This is a genomic window from Blautia sp. HCN-1074 (assembly GCF_037890165.1).
Lineage (GTDB): Bacteria > Bacillota > Clostridia > Lachnospirales > Lachnospiraceae > Blautia_A.
This window is the reverse complement of record NZ_JBBKBP010000018.1, coordinates 51,227-69,123: the sequence shown is the minus strand read 5'-3', so window position 1 is coordinate 69,123 and position 17,897 is coordinate 51,227. Positions and strand designations below refer to the sequence as shown.

The 17,897-nt window shown below is 40.3% G+C and carries 14 protein-coding genes; 4 read left to right on the top strand and 10 right to left on the bottom strand.

Features of this window, described 5'->3' with window-relative positions:
- Nucleotides 1–78: 78 nt before the first annotated feature.
- Nucleotides 79–1,503: an aspartate ammonia-lyase gene (locus tag WKT11_RS14225; RefSeq protein ID WP_117845215.1), complete on the bottom strand. Its 1,425-nt coding sequence runs from the start codon at nt 1,501–1,503 to the stop codon at nt 79–81.
- Nucleotides 1,504–1,830: 327 nt separating this feature from the next.
- Between WKT11_RS14225 and WKT11_RS14220 the strand changes: the two genes are divergently transcribed.
- Entirely contained in the window at nt 1,831–2,766 is a 936-nt protein-coding gene (locus tag WKT11_RS14220) for a LysR family transcriptional regulator (RefSeq protein WP_117845217.1), read from the top strand.
- A gap of 78 nt (nt 2,767–2,844) precedes the next feature.
- On the opposite strand, the gene WKT11_RS14215 is transcribed toward WKT11_RS14220, so the two are convergent.
- Both WKT11_RS14215 and WKT11_RS14210 read right to left on the bottom strand, forming a co-directional pair.
- Complete coding sequence (locus WKT11_RS14215) at nt 2,845–3,846, bottom strand: asparaginase (RefSeq protein ID WP_117845219.1); 1,002 nt, start codon at nt 3,844–3,846, stop codon at nt 2,845–2,847.
- The gene (locus tag WKT11_RS14210) at nt 3,843–5,276 is read right to left on the bottom strand and encodes a purine-cytosine permease family protein (protein WP_117676746.1); all 1,434 of its coding nucleotides are present in this window, start codon (nt 5,274–5,276) and stop codon (nt 3,843–3,845) included. Before WKT11_RS14210 ends, WKT11_RS14215 begins: the two co-directional genes overlap by 4 nt.
- A gap of 284 nt (nt 5,277–5,560) precedes the next feature.
- Between WKT11_RS14210 and WKT11_RS14205 the strand changes: the two genes are divergently transcribed.
- The 3 genes from WKT11_RS14205 (at nt 5,561) to WKT11_RS14195 (ending at nt 8,383) form a co-directional block, all read left to right on the top strand.
- Nucleotides 5,561–6,205, top strand: coding sequence for a GntR family transcriptional regulator (locus WKT11_RS14205; RefSeq protein WP_117845221.1), 645 nt, complete (start codon nt 5,561–5,563; stop codon nt 6,203–6,205).
- 19 nt (nt 6,206–6,224) lie between these two features.
- Nucleotides 6,225–6,974 carry a creatininase family protein gene (locus WKT11_RS14200; RefSeq protein ID WP_117676744.1) on the top strand — a complete coding sequence of 250 codons (750 nt, stop codon included), beginning with the start codon at nt 6,225–6,227 and terminating at the stop codon, nt 6,972–6,974.
- Between the two features lie 65 nt (nt 6,975–7,039).
- Nucleotides 7,040–8,383, top strand: a complete 1,344-nt coding sequence (locus WKT11_RS14195) for an aspartate aminotransferase family protein (protein WP_181993283.1) — start codon at nt 7,040–7,042, stop codon at nt 8,381–8,383.
- Between the two features lie 179 nt (nt 8,384–8,562).
- Here the strand turns inward: WKT11_RS14195 and xylB are convergent, their stop codons facing one another.
- The 7 genes from xylB to WKT11_RS14160 form a co-directional block, all read right to left on the bottom strand.
- Nucleotides 8,563–10,020 carry a xylulokinase gene (gene xylB, locus WKT11_RS14190; RefSeq protein WP_340285082.1) on the bottom strand — a complete coding sequence of 486 codons (1,458 nt, stop codon included), beginning with the start codon at nt 10,018–10,020 and terminating at the stop codon, nt 8,563–8,565.
- A 245-nt stretch (nt 10,021–10,265) separates the two neighbouring features.
- A complete protein-coding gene (locus WKT11_RS14185) occupies nt 10,266–11,750 on the bottom strand; it encodes an L-fucose/L-arabinose isomerase family protein (RefSeq protein ID WP_055199736.1) in 1,485 nt (494 codons plus the stop codon).
- Nucleotides 11,751–11,927: 177 nt separating this feature from the next.
- Complete coding sequence (locus tag WKT11_RS14180; RefSeq protein WP_117845233.1) at nt 11,928–12,545, bottom strand: DUF4867 family protein; 618 nt, start codon at nt 12,543–12,545, stop codon at nt 11,928–11,930.
- 140 nt (nt 12,546–12,685) lie between these two features.
- A complete protein-coding gene (locus WKT11_RS14175; RefSeq protein WP_118137713.1) occupies nt 12,686–13,534 on the bottom strand; it encodes an AraC family transcriptional regulator in 849 nt (282 codons plus the stop codon).
- Nucleotides 13,535–13,848: 314 nt separating this feature from the next.
- Nucleotides 13,849–14,286 (bottom strand): GatB/YqeY domain-containing protein, encoded by a 438-nt coding sequence (locus WKT11_RS14170; RefSeq protein WP_118411528.1) that lies wholly within the window; start codon nt 14,284–14,286, stop codon nt 13,849–13,851.
- 90 nt (nt 14,287–14,376) lie between these two features.
- Nucleotides 14,377–16,299: a DUF5107 domain-containing protein gene (locus WKT11_RS14165; RefSeq protein ID WP_340285077.1), complete on the bottom strand. Its 1,923-nt coding sequence runs from the start codon at nt 16,297–16,299 to the stop codon at nt 14,377–14,379.
- Between the two features lie 28 nt (nt 16,300–16,327).
- Nucleotides 16,328–17,848, bottom strand: a complete 1,521-nt coding sequence (locus WKT11_RS14160) for an ATP-binding protein (RefSeq protein ID WP_118591234.1) — start codon at nt 17,846–17,848, stop codon at nt 16,328–16,330.
- Nucleotides 17,849–17,897 lie beyond the last annotated feature (49 nt).

The window sequence follows — 17,897 nt, the reverse complement described above, 5'->3', positions numbered from 1 at the left end:
ATATAAAAATCATATTTATATATGATATGTGTCCAGACGATTTTACAGGCGGGAAGATTTTCCCGCCTGTTTTTTTCTTTATTTTTTTATAAGATAATCTTTTCCAGAAATACCAGGTTCCGTCATATGGATCGGATCAAGAATACGATTGAGTTCATCCTCGTCCATAAGCTTTTCTTGCAGAATCAGACTTCTTACAGATTCGCCTGTCTTAATTGCCTTTTTTGCAATATCTGCAGCCTTCTGATATCCAAGATGAGGACTGATCGCAGTGATAATACCTACACTGTTTTCTACCAGATAACGGCATCTTTCTTCATTTGCTGTAATCCCTACAATACAATTATCTACCAGTGTCTGAACTGCATAGCCAAGAGTATCGATAGACTGGAACATACAATAGAAAATAATCGGCTCAAATGCATTTAATTCCAGCTGACCAGCTTCTGCAGCCATGGTAATCGTAACATCATTACCAATAATATTAAAAGCCACCTGATTAACTACTTCAGGAATAACCGGATTGACTTTACCCGGCATTATAGAGGAGCCATTCTGTTTTGCCGGAAGATTGATCTCTCCAAATCCGGTACGAGGACCAGAAGACATAAGGCGGAGATCATTTGACATTTTGGAAAGAGTTACCGCACATGCTTTCACAGCGCCGGAAACAGCTACAAATGGATCCAGATTCTGAGTGGAATCAATCAGATCAAAAGCCTGTATAAAGTCCATTCCTGATATTTCAGTAAGATTTGGAACAATTCTTCTCAGATAACCCTCGTCTGCATTAATTCCTGTTCCAATAGCAGTGCCTCCCATATTAAGGGTTCGCATCTCATCCATTGCTTTATCCATTCTGTGGATATCACGCATGATTGCTACCGAATATGCTTTAAATTCCTGTCCCAGACGAATCGGCACTGCATCCTGCATCTGTGTACGTCCCATTTTGATTACGTGATCAAACTCTACCGCTTTTTCGTTAAGAGCATCGTAGAGACGAAGAAGCTGTTTCTTCAGATTCTGCAGCAGACGAAGAGAAGTCATTTTACCGGCAGTAGGAATAACGTCATTGGTAGACTGTCCACAATTCACATCATCGTTAGGATTTATAATTGTATAATCGCCCTTTTTTCCTCCCAGTATCTCAATTGCGCGATTTGCAATTACTTCATTGGCATTCATATTTAAAGATGTGCCTGCTCCTCCCTGAACAGGATCCACAATAAATTCATTATGGAATTTTCCTGAAACAATTTCATCACATGCTTGGACAATCGCCTGTGCTTTTTTCTTCTCAAGAAGCCCCACTTCACAATTAGTTATCGCTGCTGCTTTTTTTATGTATGCAAGACTGTTAATAATTTCCGGATGCATATTCAGCCCCGTAATGTGGAAATTTTCGGCCGCACGTAAGGATTGCACTCCATAATATACATCTTCCGGAATATCCTTTACACCAATAGAATCTCTTTCTACACGATAGTCTGTTTTTTTCATAGTCTTTCTCCTTTTTCTGTTCATTCTTCCCCGGATAATCATTCCGGTGCATTTTCCCACAAAATCGGCGGTTAATATTATCCATTAAACAGTACTGTTATTATCTCTCTCATGTATTTGCCCTCATTATATATCTCTGCTATAATATAATCAAATACATATATTTTTATAAAATATATAGTGTTTAAGTTATGTTACTGTTCACATACCACTATCCCGAGACATACAAGCCAAAATCCCATTTCCGCAGGCAATCTGGAATGAATTTTGGCTACGTTACTGAGAACGGAGTGAACAGTAACTAAGTTATATATCGGAGGAGTTTATATGTTTCAGGGAATGGAATACATCTATGAGGTATACAAGGAAAAAAGCTTTTCCAAAGCTGCTGCTGCTCTTTTCATTTCGCAGCCTTCTTTAAGCGCCAATGTAAAACGTGTAGAAAACCGTATTGGCTATCCTATTTTTGATCGAAGCACCAAACCTTTACAGTTAACCGAAGTTGGAAAACATTACATACAGGCTGTTGAAAAAGTCATGGATATTGAAAATAATCTTGAAAACTTCATACTGGATCTGGGAAATCTCAAAACAGGAACTCTCAATGTAGGTGGCAGTAACTTCTTTTCTTCATGGATTCTGCCTCCCCTTATTGCTGATTTTTCCCAAAAATTTCCACATGTTCAAATTTCTCTTGTAGAAGAAAGTACAGCAAAGCTATCCCAGTTTCTCCAGGCCGGAAAGTTAGATCTGGTGATCGATAACTGTATTCTGGATAACCAGATTTTTGAACATTATATCTACCAGAAAGAACAACTTCTTCTTGCAGTTCCCAAAAATTATTCAATCAATACCAAACTGCAGGAATATCAGATTCCTATTGAGGAAATCCGGAACGGGCAGTTCCGCTCTTCTGATATTCCTTCTGTTCCATTAAACAAATTTGAGAACGAACCATTTATTATTCTTCGTTCAGATAACGATACCGGTAAGCGTGCACTTACCATTTGTCAGGAAAATCACTTTTCACCTTCTGTAATATTTCGCCTGGATCAGCAGATGACTGCCTATAATATTGCATGTTTGGGAATGGGCATCACTTTCATCGGGGATCTTCTGCTCTCCAGAGTTCCAACAAATTCAGAACTTGTTTTTTATAAGCTGCCCGGTCAGAGCAGTAAACGCACTGTATTTTTTTACTGGAAGAAAGGCCGCTATATAAGCAGAGCCATGGAAGAATTCCTGAAGCTGCCTTTTTCCTGATATGCCATACATATCAAAAACTGCCGCCTCCACAGATTTTACTTGTGAAGACGGCAGCTTTTCTTTATCAATAGCTTTTTATTCGCATCTCAGGAGATCACAGGAAACCGGAGTATAAAATTCTTTCTGAAAGCTCTCAAAATCATTACACTTTCCAAGAAGCCACATCAACTTTGCGACTATTGCCTCCGTTGTCATATCATATGCCTGAAGGAGATGATATCTGGACATTGCCCTGAATCCAACCTCATACAATTCTACATCACTTCCCTCCAGCATTACCTGTGTAGCAATCACAACAATACATTTTTTTCTGTTAAGACATTCCAGTTTTTCCAGAAAATTTCTTTCATCTGCAAACGGAATTCCACCAACCCCATAACTTTCTATAACTACTGCTTCATAATGATCACTGATGTAATCCAATATATCTGGTGTGATTCCCGGAACAAGCTTCAAAAGAAATACTTTGGGCACCAAATGGGAATAAAAGCTGGTTGGACCGGAGTCACCTGATATATCTACGTAACGAATTACTCTGTCATTATCTATAAATGCCACAATGGGATAATTGATACTGTCAAAAGCGTTAAAACTCTTGGAACGTACTTTTCTGGCGCGTGTGCCTAGTATTACTTCTCCGTTAAATATCAGAAAAACACCATTTACATTTTCTTCACATGCAAAGCGAAAGCTATCTCTTAGATTTTTGCGGGCATCTGTAACCGTTTTAACCAGAGGTTTTTGTGCTCCTGTGATCACAACCGGCTTGTGAGGATTTTGAATCATATATGAAAGAGCTGCCGCTGTATATGCCATCGTATCCGTACCATGGGTGATAACAAATCCATCATAACAGTCAAAACGCTTTTCTATCGCCTGAACGATCATTTGCCAGTGTTCCGGTTGAATATTAGTACTGTCTACGTTCAGCAGAGACAGTATTTCTACCTGGCAGAAATCCGTTATGCCAGACAGGCTTTCTCTAAGTTCTTCTTCCGAGATTCCCGGACGCAGCCCCTGTTCAGTTTCTACAGAGGCAATTGTACCTCCTGTTAATATCAATAAAATACGCTTCATTTTTCCAATCCTGAAACAAGTTTTTCATCCACCGCTGCATCTGGTGTCATTTTATAAATAGCAATGTAAACGATAAAAGAAATCACCATTGCAACCAGACCTGACGGTAAATCTAAAGGAAGAGTTATCTTATACTGGAATACAAATCCTAAGATTGCTCCTACAGCAAAAGAGATTACCCCTGCCCAGCGGAAATTTGGATGTTTATTTAAAAGTTCCATATTGTATTTGTCTTTATTCTTTCTTCCAATTACGAAATAATCTGCAAGGATCGGCGCACATAATGGCGGAGCCATAGATCCCAGAATATTAATGAAATTTGCAAAAAACAGCTGATAAAATGCAAATGAACCAAGAACAGTTCCTATAACTCCTGCAATAATAACCAGTTTTTTTCTGGAAACATTGATTCCAAATGCATTCAAAGACGGGCCCGTATACAGAGCATTGCAATAAAGTTCACTATTGTCTGTTGTCCAGAGAGCTGTTGTCCATACCACAACACCTAAAATCGCAACAATAAAGTTCACGCCAAGCATCCAAAGTACATAATTAAAATTGCCAATATATACTGTGCCAATATATCCTACAATATTTAAAATAGGATTAGTAAGAATAAAGCATGCAGCTGCACATCCCCAGACTGCTTTTGTGCTCTTATTGAAACGGAACATGTCAACGCCCATAACCGCACCTGCAATCCAGCTTCCCACTACTGCAGTAATTGCTTCTCCCATGCCAAGTCCGTGGAGTTCATTTGCTTTATCCAAAAAGCCACCAACACCGCCACACTGAACTACATAAATAATTCCTACTACAACAGCTACGATCAGAATCAATGGAGCAAAAACATCTGATACTTTTTCTATTGCTCCCATTCCCTTCACTGCTGTAAAAGTGAAAACCAGTCCCCAGAAAACGCAGGCGATTACTACTTCCAGTGTAATAGGTGCTACTCCGGAAAATCCGTATTTTGACGGGTCAAATACAATCACTCCAGTCGGATTTCCGATGAATGCTCCCCATATATCACCAATCATTCCAAGAATACTTGAGAACCACCCTAAAGTCAGCAATGCCATTACAGCCATTGGTATAGCACTTCCCTTATATCCATAAGAAAAACGTGCAAGCAGAGAAAGATTTAACCCTGTTTTCTGTGCGACAATCCCAAGGAAACATGTAACCAGATACAATGCTCCCATGCCAAGAATAATAGCCATCATTGCCTGTGAAGGTGGCATACCGCCTGTTCCACCGTAACCGCCTAAAGTTCCGCCAATGATCAGACCGGTTACTGCATATCCAAAACCGATCCATACCATGAACTGGCTTCGGGTCGAACGACGTGCCGACATCGGAACTGGTTCCAGCATAAATTCTCCATCATTTCCCGGCATATCTACAGTAGTGTTGTTTTTTTCTTCCATAGCTTTCTGTTCCTTTCCCTTTTTAATTCATTCATTCTTTACCCATTCCAAAGAGCCTCCACTTATGTCCGCACAAACGTATACCAGATGTATATCACAGAAATACATCTGCGTCAATAATTTTCTAAATCTTTCTTCAAAACCGTCGAAAGTAACAATCTTTTTCTGTGATTTTTGTTAGTATTCTGGTGATATACGTAGTTGCAAGTTACTGGTATTACATTTATAATGTGTTTAAATTCATTTATTCCATTCTTTATCTTTTTATTGAGGAGTGTCCATATATGATGATATCAAACGTTAATAAAAAAAATTTTTCTACTACGGAGACCATTCTGCAGCAGCTTCGAAATGATATTAATAATCTACACTATAATGATCAATTCATTACAGAAGCAGAAGTCTCGTCCCGTTTTCAAGTAAGCAGAACACCTGCAAGAGAAGCACTGAATATATTATGTCAGGAAGGTATCCTTGAAAAAATTCCCCGAAAGGGTTATCTAATCCGTAAACTGTCTCTTTCAGAGCTTCAGGAACTATGTCAATATCGTTCTATTCTTGAATGTGGAGCTGTTGAATATGCAATCCGATTTGCATCTGATTCCGAACTGGAAAAAATTTATCAGATTGCCAGTAAAAAAATTGATTTGAATGATTCTAATTTTTACACTCATTACAATGAGCTTAATCTGGAATTCCATCTTTCCATTGCTCGTATTACGAATAACTCTTATCTGATTTCAGCAATGGAAAATGTTTTTTATCGGCTCCGAAGAGATCTTGTAATTGATGGACGTTCTAATCTTGAAAATTCTCTGGATATGCATATTCAGCTGGCAGCAGCTATGAAAAAACGGGATTTGGAACAGGCGCGCAGAATTACAGCTGATCAGATTGAATTCGTAGAAAAAAGATTATATTTACATTAAATCAAAGGAGAATACGATTATGTTAAATGAATTATGGAAAATGACAGCCCATCAGGTAAAAGAAGCAAACTTTACAAAAGCAATCATTTCAATTGGTTCCTGCGAAGCGCATGGACAGCATATTGCCGAAGGCTGCGATACTTTAGTTGCTTATAAATTGTCTAAACAAATCGCTGACCAGGTTGATGGTATGATGGTCATTCCTCCAATCACTATCGGATACAGTGCACATTATGACAGTTTTCCATTTTCTCTGACATTAAGCTATGATACAACTATTGCAGTTCTCTACGATACTATTGAATCTGTTCTTCGCAATGGTATTAATCATATTTTTATCATGAACGGACATGATGGAAATATTGCACCAATTGAAATTGCTTCCCGAAAAATTAAAGAGAAATATCCGGAGGCTCAAATCGCTGCTCTTACACAGTGGTGGGTTGCTGCCGGAAATCTTCTTCCTAAAGACACTTTTGAAGTATGGGATGGACTGGGACATGCAGGCGAGGGCGAGACTTCAATTGCTTACTATCTGTTCCCTGACTGGTGTGAACCGGAATATGCAACATGTGTAGTGCCGAATCTCCCATCAGAAGTAGAAATAAAATGGGATTTTTCAGAGCTTACAGATACTGCCCAGACAGGCGATGCTACAAAAGGTACCGCTGAAAAAGGTAAAAAAATGAACGATGTTATCGTTGAACATGTGGTAAAAACCTTAAAAGAGCTTGATGCTACAGACTGGAAATATAAACCTGTAAAATAATTTCAGCTTAGACACGCTCTAATAGTTCTATTGATATCAGCACCCGGTAAATGAGGATTGTGAATATGGACGAACACAAAATCAGAACTGAATATGTAAACAGAGATCGTCAGGTGATATCTGACGTATTAAAAAATCGTTTTTATCCTATGGTATCCAGCAGATCCAAGGATTCATATATTTTCGATGTAGAAGACCATAAGTGTCTGGATATGTCTTCCGGATGGGCAGTTATGAATGCCGGATATGGAAATGAACGACTGGCCAACGTATTATATGAAAGTTATAAAAGAGACGGATTTGCATCTCTTGTTTCCGGAATGAGCGTAGAAAGTATCACTCTGGCAGAAATGCTTATTCAGATGACACCTGGAAATTTTGAAAAAAAAGTTTGGTATGGTCTTTCCGGATCAGATGCAAATGAATTTATAGCAAAAATGGTTCCTCAGGTAAAAAAAGGAAAAAAAATTATAACTTTTAAAGGTTCTTATCATGGTCAGACTATGGGAGCCTATGCAATCTCCGGTCATCCATCGCTTCAGGGTTTTGGTGGAAAGGGAACTTATCTTGATTTTCCAAATTGTTACCGCTGCAAATTCAAACAACAAAAAACATGTAATGGAGAATGTTATAAAACCTTTGAAGAGCAGCTTGCTGCAATCGGAATAGCAAAATCAGATGTCGGTGCCATTGAGATTGAGGCATTTCTCTGCGACGGAGGTGATATGCCATTCCCTGCCGAATACATGCAGACACTTGAGAAATTCTGTCATGAAAATAACGCTTACCTCATTGTAGATGAGGTAAAAACCGGTATGGGACGTTCAGGAAAGTGGTTTTGCTTTGAGCATGCCGGCATTACACCTGATGTAGTGGTTGTGGGAAAGGCATTAGGAGCAGGAATGCCTATCAGTGCAGTAATCGGTCCTAAAGAACTTATGGATGCCGGAATTGCGCAGCATCTGTTCACCACTGCCGGAAATTTACCTTTATGTGCACTGGCTATCGAAAATATCAAACTGCTAGAGGAAAATAATCTTCTGGAAAATGCTGATGAACGTGGCAAACAGCTTCTCGATTTATTAAAAAATCTCCAGGATCAAACGGATGTAATCGGAGATGTACGTGGAGTCGGACTTTCTATTGGTATAGAATTTGTCCAAAACAAAGATTCCAAAGAACCAGATGGCGATTTTACTGCCCGTCTTGTGTATCGCTTATTTGAGCTTGGCCTGGTATGCTTTTCTACCGGCGAATTCTCTAATGTCATTGAATGGACTCCTCCATTGACTATCACAGAAGAAGAGTGTAAAGAGGCCGTAAGGATACTTCAACAAGCTATTCTTGATGTAAAATCCGGTATGGTAAGTGATGAAGACATAGCAGAATATATCCTTGGTTCCTGCTAATTTATCCACATAATCCCAATGGGGTTGTTGCACTGAATAATGCAACAACCCCATTTTCTTTTTAACTCATATTTTTCTATTCTGGCACAATAGAGCGTGTATCAAGCGGATAAAATCATCCGCTTTGCTACGCGGTTTTACACCGAATAACTGTTCCGCAGGGGATTTCCTTAATTCAGTTAAAACAGTGGCTTCATAGCCGGATACAGAGTTCTGAACTTCTGATATCTCTCTTCATATTTTGCAACCAGTTCAGGATCCGGTTCTACTGTATCAACAACTTTGGCAAATTTCTTTCCAATGGTTTCTACATCCGGATAGGCACCGCAACCCACTGCTGCCAGCATAGCTCCACCCATAGACGGTCCTTCTTCGTTCTCCAGGACATCAACCTTCAGGTTCATAACGTTTGCAATGATCTTCTTCCACAGCGGGCTCTTAGCTCCGCCACCGCAGATCTTGGTTCTCTCAACCTTGATTCCTAAACTTCTTGCAACTTCCAGGGAATCGCGAAGACCGAATGCAACACCTTCCAGAACAGCCTGTGTCATGTCTGCTCTTGTGCTGTCCATGGACATTCCAAAGAATACACCTCTTGCATCAGGATTATTATGAGGTGAACGTTCTCCCATCAGATATGGAAGGAAGAATACATGATTCTCTCCAAGCTTCTGAATTGGAGCCTGCTCTGCTGCGAAATCCTTTGTCTGAAGAATCTCCTCTGCCCACCATTTGTTACAGGAAGCTGCGCTGAGCATGCATCCCATCAGATGATAACTTCCATCTGCATGGCAGAAAGAATGAAGTGCATTGTTTTCATCCACACCAAAGTTCTTGCTGGAAATAAATACAGTTCCGGATGTTCCAAGAGAAATATTGCACTGTCCGTCACCAACTGTACCTGTTCCAACAGCTGCTGCCGCGTTATCTCCGGCACCTGCAACAACTTTTACATCTTCTGAGAATCCAAGTTCTTTTGCAATTTCAGGTTTCAGAGTTCCTACTACTTCCCAGCTCTCATACAGTTTCGGAAGCTGTTCTTCTGTGATACCGCAGATTTCCAGCATTTCCTTTGACCAGCAACGGTTCTTTACATCAAGCAGAAGCATACCGGAAGCATCGGAAACATCTGTGCAGAAAGAACCAGACAGACGATATGCCAGGTAATCTTTCGGCAGCATAATTTTAACTACTTTCTTGAAATTCTCAGGTTCATTTTTCTGCATCCAGAGAATCTTCGGCGCTGTAAATCCTGCAAAAGCAATATTTGCTGTATATTCAGAGAGTTTCTCTTTTCCGATCACAGTATTCAGATACTCTGTTTCCTCGCCTGTACGACCATCATTCCAGAGAATTGCAGGACGGATTACATTGTCATCTTTGTCCAGAGTTACCAGACCATGCATCTGACCGCCGAAACCAATTCCTGCTACCTGAGTTCTGTCAATATCCTTTGTCAGTTCTTTCATACCTTCCATGCTCTGTGCAAACCAGTCTTCCGGTTTCTGTTCAGACCAGCCTGGATGCGGGAAAAATAACGGGTATTCTTTTGAAACAATATTACAGATTTTTCCTGAATCTTCCATAAGAAGAAGTTTTACAGCGGAAGTACCAAGGTCAATACCGATATAATACATAACTTTATTCTCCTTTTTATCACATTACTATTTGCATTTCATTATTACTGATTTAGTTCCATTCATTATTATCACGATTTGATAACAGGGCATCTGATATGAAATCAGTTACTCTCTATTATTGAATGGATTTCTCACATTCACTTAATCTAATACATCCCAGGGTAAACCCCCGGGATGCCTTATAATTATCGTGTCAGTCTATTATCATTTATAATTCAGATTCAATCTTTATCAAATTCTGATTATCCCCATGGATTCTCTGTTGGGTATCTTACGCCTGCCGGCTGGTTGTATCCGATTTCTTCAACCGGTACACCGATATATTTGAATACTTCAAACAGAGCTTTTCCATAATGTCCGAATGCTACTGCTCCGTGATGTGGGTATCCTCCCTCGATCAGTACATGACGGTAGAAACGTCCCATTTCCGGAATAGCGAATACACCGATAGAACCAAAGGATTTCGTTGCAACAGGAAGAACTTCACCATGTGCAATATATCCACGGAGTTTGTTATCAGCTGTGCTCTGCAGACGATAGAATGTGATATCTCCAGGTACGATATCTCCTTCAAGAGTTCCGTTTGTAACCTCTACCGGAAGAGATCTTGCCATGATCATCTGGTTCTTCATCTCACAGAAGGAAAGCTTGCTGGAAGCTGTATTTCCACAATGGAATCCCATGAATGTATCTTTCAGTGTGTAGTTATATTTGCCTTCGATAGACTCTTTGTACATATCCTTCGGTACAGAGTTGTTGATGTCAAGCAGTGTAACTGTATCCTGGCTTACAACTGTTCCGATGAACTCACTTAATGTACCATAGATATCAACTTCACAGGATACCGGGATGCCCTGAGCTGTCAGACGGCTGTTTACATAGCAAGGAACGAATCCGAACTGTGTCTGGAATGCCGGCCAGCATTTTCCTGTTAATGTTACATATTTACGATATCCTCTGTGAGCCTCTACCCAGTCTTTCAGAGTCAGTTCATACTGAGCAAGTTTCTCAAGAATTTCAGGTTTCTTGTTTCCTGCACCAAGTTCTTCTTCCATTTCTTTAACAACTGCCGGGATTCTCTCATCTCCTGCATGTTTGTTGAATGCTTCGAACAGATCAAGTTCAGAGTTCTCTTCGATTTCAACACCAAGGTTGTAAAGCTGTTTGATCGGAGCGTTACAAGCAAGGAAGTTTGTTGGACGTGGTCCAAAGCTGATGATCTTTAAGTTGCTTAATCCTTCAACTGCTCTTGCGATTGGAAGGAAGTCATGGATCATATCTGCGCAGTCTTCTGCGTCACCAACCGGATATTCCGGAATATATGCTTTTACATTACGAAGCTGTAAGTTGTAGCTTGCATTTAACATACCGCAGTATGCATCTCCACGTCCCTGGATCAGGTCGCCCTGTGTTTCTTCAGCTGCTGCACAGAACATCTTCGGTCCTTCGAAGTGTTTAGCAAGAAGTGTTTCGGAAATTTCCGGTCCGAAGTTTCCAAGATATACGCAAAGTGCGTTACATCCGGCTTTCTTGATATCTTCAAGAGCCTGAACCATATGGATTTCGCTCTCTACGATACAGATTGGACATTCATAAATGTCTTCTGCACCATATTTCTTTGTATAAGCCTCTACAAGTGCTTTTCTTCTGTTTACGGAAAGGCTTTCCGGGAAACAGTCACGGCTTACTGCTACGATTCCGACTTTTACTTTTGGCATGTTATCGATCATGATTAATTCTCCTTTTTTCTTTCTGAAATTCCTTATGTTAAATATTAGGTTTCGTTCTGATTATTATTTTCAAAAACCATATCATTCTGATTCTATTGCCGGTTACTGTTTACAATTGCTCTATATTCGTAACCTGCTCACTCTGTCCACAGAGTTCTGACCGGATTATTGAAATCAGTCAATTGTGATATTCTCTCCGCGAAGTCCGTTTACTGCACCTTCAATCGCTGCATCTTCATGTGCGATGAGCCATTTATTCTTAGCTGTCAGTAAGCTGTCCTCGCCTGTTTTTGCAGTTTCAAATGTGAGATCAGTATTGGTTCCTGCCGGAAGTACAACTACACACTGGAATCCGCCATCCTGTACATTGCATGGTGCATAATGAAGTGTTGTTGCATATACTTCAATACCTGTTCCTGCCGGTACAAGGAATGCTTCGATCTTAGAAGTGTCATATGTAAGCTCATCAGTAATATCCTGCTGGCTTCCAATCAGCAGAACCAGATCTGTCACTGCCACATTGATCTCTGAACTGCGATGATACTCTACCGCATTCAATTTCTTGTTATGTCCGTTGCAATATCCAATCTCAATCGGAATTCCGCCGAAACCTTTATTCTGTAATTCCTTTGCTACATCTAATGCTTCCAGTTCTTCTACAGAAGGAACATAAACGACATCATCCGGAACCGGTGTGTGTTTCATTTCTTTAAGAAGAGCACTGAAATCATACCCCTCAAGCACCTTTCCATATTTACGGAAAGAAGCGTCTGCTACATTCTGAATCTTCACCTGTAGACCTCCTTTTTTCTCTGGTGAACCGACAAGTTGATTCTCGAAATAATCTTATTGGCTCACCAAGGACTTTCACGTTATCTTTACTGTGACTTGAGTATAGCAGACAGGCTATCCCTTTTCGCCATTTTTCTTGACTATTCTATAGCGTTTTTTTGACCTTTTTGATTTTCCTGCTTACGCATCTCACTCGGCAGAATCCCGTATCTCTTCTGAAATTCCCCCGAAAAGCCGCGGCTGCTGCAAAATCCGTTATCCAGTGCAATCTGACTAATCGTACGGTCCGTATTCATCAAATCTCTGTACGCATATGCCATACGAATGTCCTGCAAATAAGTTTTATAGTTAATTTTTGCATATTTTTGAAACATTCGCGACAAATACGCATCAGAATAACCAAATGTAGCCGCCAGATCCGAAAGTTTCAGATCTTCTTTATAATGTTCACGCATATAAGTGGTGATTTTTGACAAAGTATCCAACTTACGGCTATGCCGTATCTCCTTCTCATGCGCCTCCGTCAATCGATAATTCTTGACCAGCATATACATAATCTCATAAAACAAAGACATCGTCCTGAATTCATATCCCGTATCTCTCGCTGTATAAACCTTATACAACTTCTTAATCAGCGAAGCCAGCTTTCCATCCGCATCCGCATCCTGACTGCGAAACCGAATAAAACGCTGCGCCGTAAAATAATTCTCAAACTGCTTCAGAGGAATCTGCAACACCACAGTCTTGTTTCGCTCTGCCGCATGAATCGAATGAATCTCATTAGAATTAATAATAAGTTGCTCCCCGGCCTTTAACGGATACTCCTCCTTATTCATAAAAAACTCCAGATGCCCCTCCATAACCGCAAAAATCTCAATCGAAGTATGCCAATGCTTCTCCCTCACATAATTTCCATTTCCACCCTCAAAAAGAAACACCTTAAACGGCAACCCCTCATTCGGAATAATCAGTTCATGCTGAAACTCCATACCCTTTCACCACCTCACCATTAAATCATTAAAACCACTAAATTTACACATATTAATTTACAATCTCTTTCAGCACCCTTTCATGCTGAATTCCGCCCACTATCACTACTAGTAACCAGTGCGAAAAATAGTTTATTTTGAGTGCATTTGCAGGACACTTAGATATTCTTAGTGTCCGAAACCGCACTCAAAATAAACTATTTTTTCGCACGTCCCATCTGAAACTATAAAAAAGAACCGCAGCATCTGGCACTTCACACGATACTGCGGTAAATCTCATATCTCACTCTGTTCCACTAGGAATCAGCAGCCTCTTATTTGCAAATCTCTGCAACCACCTGATTAATCACCTTACCGTCTGCTTTTCCCTTCAGATCAGCCATAACAGCCTTCATGATCTGTCCCTTATTCTTTGTTGCAAGAACCTCTGCAAACTTCTCTTCCAGATATGCTTTAATCTCTGCAGCATCCATCTGCTTTGGAGCATATTTAGCAATCACATCATATCTGGCCTGATACTCAGCCTTCAGATCCTCACGACTCTCCGGACAGGTATCCAGCTGTTCTTTTACAGTTTTCAGCTCTTTCAGGATTACTCTGTCAACCAGATCACTCTTGATCTCATCACGACATCCCTCATCAATAGCCACTTTCTTTACTGCCGCAATCAGAGAAGACACCGCTTCCTTTGTCACTTTATCCTTTGCTTTCATAGCTGCAACCATATCTTTTCTTAATGCTTCAAGTTCCATTTTATATTCCTCCTCGTTTCCTGTATGATTCTTTATCTCAAATCATCTTTCTATCCATCAGCATACCACTATTTATCTGAAAATCCAATGCTAATTTGCCTGGAAATTAAATTTATGTGGAAGTTTTCCCTCTTTTTTATAGACACTTTTATACAATTCTTTCCAGACTTTCCCCAGGGAATCCTCTCCTTCACGAATATCCTCTGGTATAAGACCGCCTTTACTTTCCAGTAGATCAAGCGCCTTTTTATCTTGTTTCAGCCCATGAAGTGCCTGGACATACCCCAGTTTCAGTCTGCTGTCTTCTTGTTCTTCTTTATCCAATTTCCGATAGAAATGACTTAATTCTTCATATTTCTCTGCCAGCAAAAGAATTCTGAATCCTTCTTTCAGATAGGACAGTTCTTTTCGCTCAAACGCCATTCCCTGAAGGATATATCTGCCAGCCTGATCCTTTTCATTCTGCATCAGTTTTACACAGCTAAGACCATGGAATGCCCATGCACTTTCTCTCAATTTGAGCGAATCCTCAAAAGCTTTCTCTGCCTTCCCGTAGTCTTCTTTTCGATAATATCCCAGCCCAAGCTGATAGTACGCATACCAGTTCTGTGCATTTTCTTCCATATGAGCTTCCAGAAAATCTACATTTGTCTCATCTATCATAAATTCATCTGGTGCTTCCAGTGGTTTCGGACAATGCAAAATTCCTGTTTCAAAAAAATGCTTCCATTTTTCCAAAACTGCCTCTTCTTTTGAATTTTCAGCTTGAGATTCATTTACAGCTTTCATAGAAAATTCCAGATGTTTTGTACTTTCTCCATGCACTGCAAGTGCCCCATATCCGCTTCCTCTATATACTGTCTGCGCTTTTTTTCTTGACATCTCTTTTGATGTTTCCAGTTTCTCTTTCAACTTTTCGTGAAGTCCTGTCTCAAGAATCTTTTCGGTTACCAGAACTGTACGTTCTCTGTATTCTTTCTCCAGCACATCTTCAGAAATCTGAACAGAACCATACTGTTCCATCCACTCCCAGGCTGTGTGAGGTGCCATCGGAATACATCCATACTGTGTCTTTCCAAGTCCTGCCTGAATCTCCAGATAACGTCCTGCCTTATCTGTGAGATACTCCTGCCAGTGATTAGACGCATCCTGATTTCCCCAGGAAAAAAGCTTTCTGCTACGTAAACGTTCTGTCGAAATCTGCAATAAACCATAACCGGTTTCATCTATATTTGCTATATATTTCGGACATCCAGCCGGAATATCAAAGAAATAATCTACGGATTTTTTTATAGCAGTATAATCAGAGATATCGATATTCTCTACCATCGGAAGATCTACCTTCGTAACCTGTGTTCCTCTTGATGTAAATGCCTGTACCGCCGGCACAACAACTCTTCCGTTTTTGTATTCCGGAACCGCCATATTACTCCACCAGTACATTGGTACTACTTCTTTTCCCTCGTTTACAATACGCATCCGGCAATTCAAAAAGCTGCTGTCTTTTTCCAGCCAGAAGTCCATCTGATAAGTCACTTTTCGAATACGCTCATATTCATACATACGCAGAACCGGTTCCCCATCTTCATTAACAATCTGTGCGGTGTAAAGCGGTTCAGTTGTAAAAGGATTATGTCCGATAATACCTATGTTCCATTCCACACCTCCGCTAAACCAGGCGTTACGTACTGCCAGATTACTAAACTGCAGAACATCATTGGTATACAACAGGTTTCTTCCTGTATATTTATCCCAGAGTTCCCATAACCTGCCTCCGAATTCCGGAAGAAATACAGCCTTTAAATATCTGTTCTCAAGAACTGCTGTATGTATTTCCATCTCCTTAAGTTCTCTTGTATAAGTGTTCCTCTGCCGATATGGATAAGCACTTTTTACGCGTCCATATCCTTCATAGATCTCATCTGTCTCGTCCAGATGAAATTCCAGTTGATTCTGCATAGTCAGTTCTCCAAGGAGATCTGGCACGCAGCTCTCCTTTCCCAGATCAGCCATTCTGATTTTTTTTGTCTCAAATCTTAATTCAGACACCATCCGTAATCCCCCGTTTCATTGTACTTTCCAATTCCTCCATCTGCCCCAGGATCAGTTTCTGTCTATCATCAAACAATAGTCCCTTATTATGACGATAATACTGATCTGAGCCATTTTCCCGGATAAACCAGATACTGTAAAAGTTTGCATTCAATTCTGTAATAAATGCTACCATTTCCTGGCTGTCTCCAAAAGCTGCCTCCATAAAATCAAAAACGTTCTGCAATGTCTGATCAACCGTTTCTGTCTGCTTTTCCAAACCATCTGCCTCTCTGGAAAAAGCTTCCTTTACTTTCTCGTAAATATCACATTCGGCCTGCGTTATCCCTTCCATCTTCAGCCAGATATTTTCCAGAAAAGTATTGACTCTGAGAAACGTTTTCTCCTCATTTCGAGTCAGCAGTTCTGCTTTTCTTGCTGACTCCAGATCATTCTCCGCTTTCTGACAAACTGCCTTCAGAGAAATATTTGCAAGGTTGTCTCTATAATATACCATATATTCATACAGTTTTGTTATATAAGAATCCGTTAAATAACATTCTGTAAATAGCTGACTTAATTTTCCATTTAAAAGTCCCACCAGACTTAGGTGTTCGTCCAAAGATGCATTTCTTATTTTCTGTATGGTAATCTGCGTCCATTTTCCCTGCAGTAATTCTTCAACTGCATAGTCTGTCTTATATTTGTTGTACAATGCCAGATATGCGGCAAAATCCTTCGCAATCATAGGGTGTTGAATATATTGACATACCACTTCCCTGTCCACATCTTTTCCCAGTGTTTCATACACCTGAATCAGCCTGGAAAGATCCTCCCATCCTCTGGCGGTGGCAAAAATACGACCATCTACTGTATTCTCCATTCTGTAGAAATTCTTTCTGCGAAGCTCCAGATAAGAAATCACTGCCGGATGGATTCCCTGCTCATAAGCATACTCTTTCCATACCTCAAAGTCCGGCTGTACATCAATTCTCTTGATTCGGTCGAGGGTTACCACGTCAAATTCGCGGACAGATTTATTATATTCCGGTGGATTTCCTGCCGTCACAATCACCCAGCCTTCCGGTACTTTCTGATTGCCAAAAGTCTTTCCCTGAAGGAACTGGAGCATCATCGGTGCTAAAGTTTCCGATACGCAGTTGATCTCATCGATAAACAGAATTCCCTCCTTCAATCCGGTCTTTTCCATCTTTTCATAGACAGATGCAATAATCTCACTCATTGTATATTCTGTGACAGAAAAACTTTCACTTCCAAAGGTTTTCTCTTTGATAAAGGGTAGTCCTACTGCACTCTGTCTGGTGTGATGAGTGATGGTATAAGATACCAGACCTACCTTACATTCCCTGGCGATCTGTTCCATGATCTGCGTCTTACCGATTCCCGGTGCCCCCATAAGGAGAATTGGTCTCTGGCGTATGGCAGGGATCAGATATTCCCCAAATTCATCCTTCGCAAGGTATGCTTCTATTGAGTCTTTTATCTCCTGTTTTGCTCGTTTTATATCCATAATGTAAATCCTTTCCTGCTGAACACTTCTTACTTTTACTCAGTTTTTT

Coding starts and splice junctions, on each gene's coding strand:
- xylB (WP_340285082.1), bottom strand. CDS start 10,020: ATGTATTATATCGGTATTGACCTTGGTACTTCCGCTGTAAAACTTCTT.
- WKT11_RS14160 (WP_118591234.1), bottom strand. CDS start 17,848: ATGGATATAAAACGAGCAAAACAGGAGATAAAAGACTCAATAGAAGCA.
- WKT11_RS14165 (WP_340285077.1), bottom strand. CDS start 16,299: ATGGCTGATCTGGGAAAGGAGAGCTGCGTGCCAGATCTCCTTGGAGAA.
- WKT11_RS14195 (WP_181993283.1), top strand. CDS start 7,040: ATGGACGAACACAAAATCAGAACTGAATATGTAAACAGAGATCGTCAG.
- WKT11_RS14225 (WP_117845215.1), bottom strand. CDS start 1,503: ATGAAAAAAACAGACTATCGTGTAGAAAGAGATTCTATTGGTGTAAAG.
- WKT11_RS14200 (WP_117676744.1), top strand. CDS start 6,225: ATGTTAAATGAATTATGGAAAATGACAGCCCATCAGGTAAAAGAAGCA.
- WKT11_RS14220 (WP_117845217.1), top strand. CDS start 1,831: ATGTTTCAGGGAATGGAATACATCTATGAGGTATACAAGGAAAAAAGC.
- WKT11_RS14175 (WP_118137713.1), bottom strand. CDS start 13,534: ATGGAGTTTCAGCATGAACTGATTATTCCGAATGAGGGGTTGCCGTTT.
- WKT11_RS14215 (WP_117845219.1), bottom strand. CDS start 3,846: ATGAAGCGTATTTTATTGATATTAACAGGAGGTACAATTGCCTCTGTA.
- WKT11_RS14210 (WP_117676746.1), bottom strand. CDS start 5,276: ATGGAAGAAAAAAACAACACTACTGTAGATATGCCGGGAAATGATGGA.
- WKT11_RS14205 (WP_117845221.1), top strand. CDS start 5,561: ATGATGATATCAAACGTTAATAAAAAAAATTTTTCTACTACGGAGACC.
- WKT11_RS14170 (WP_118411528.1), bottom strand. CDS start 14,286: ATGGAACTTGAAGCATTAAGAAAAGATATGGTTGCAGCTATGAAAGCA.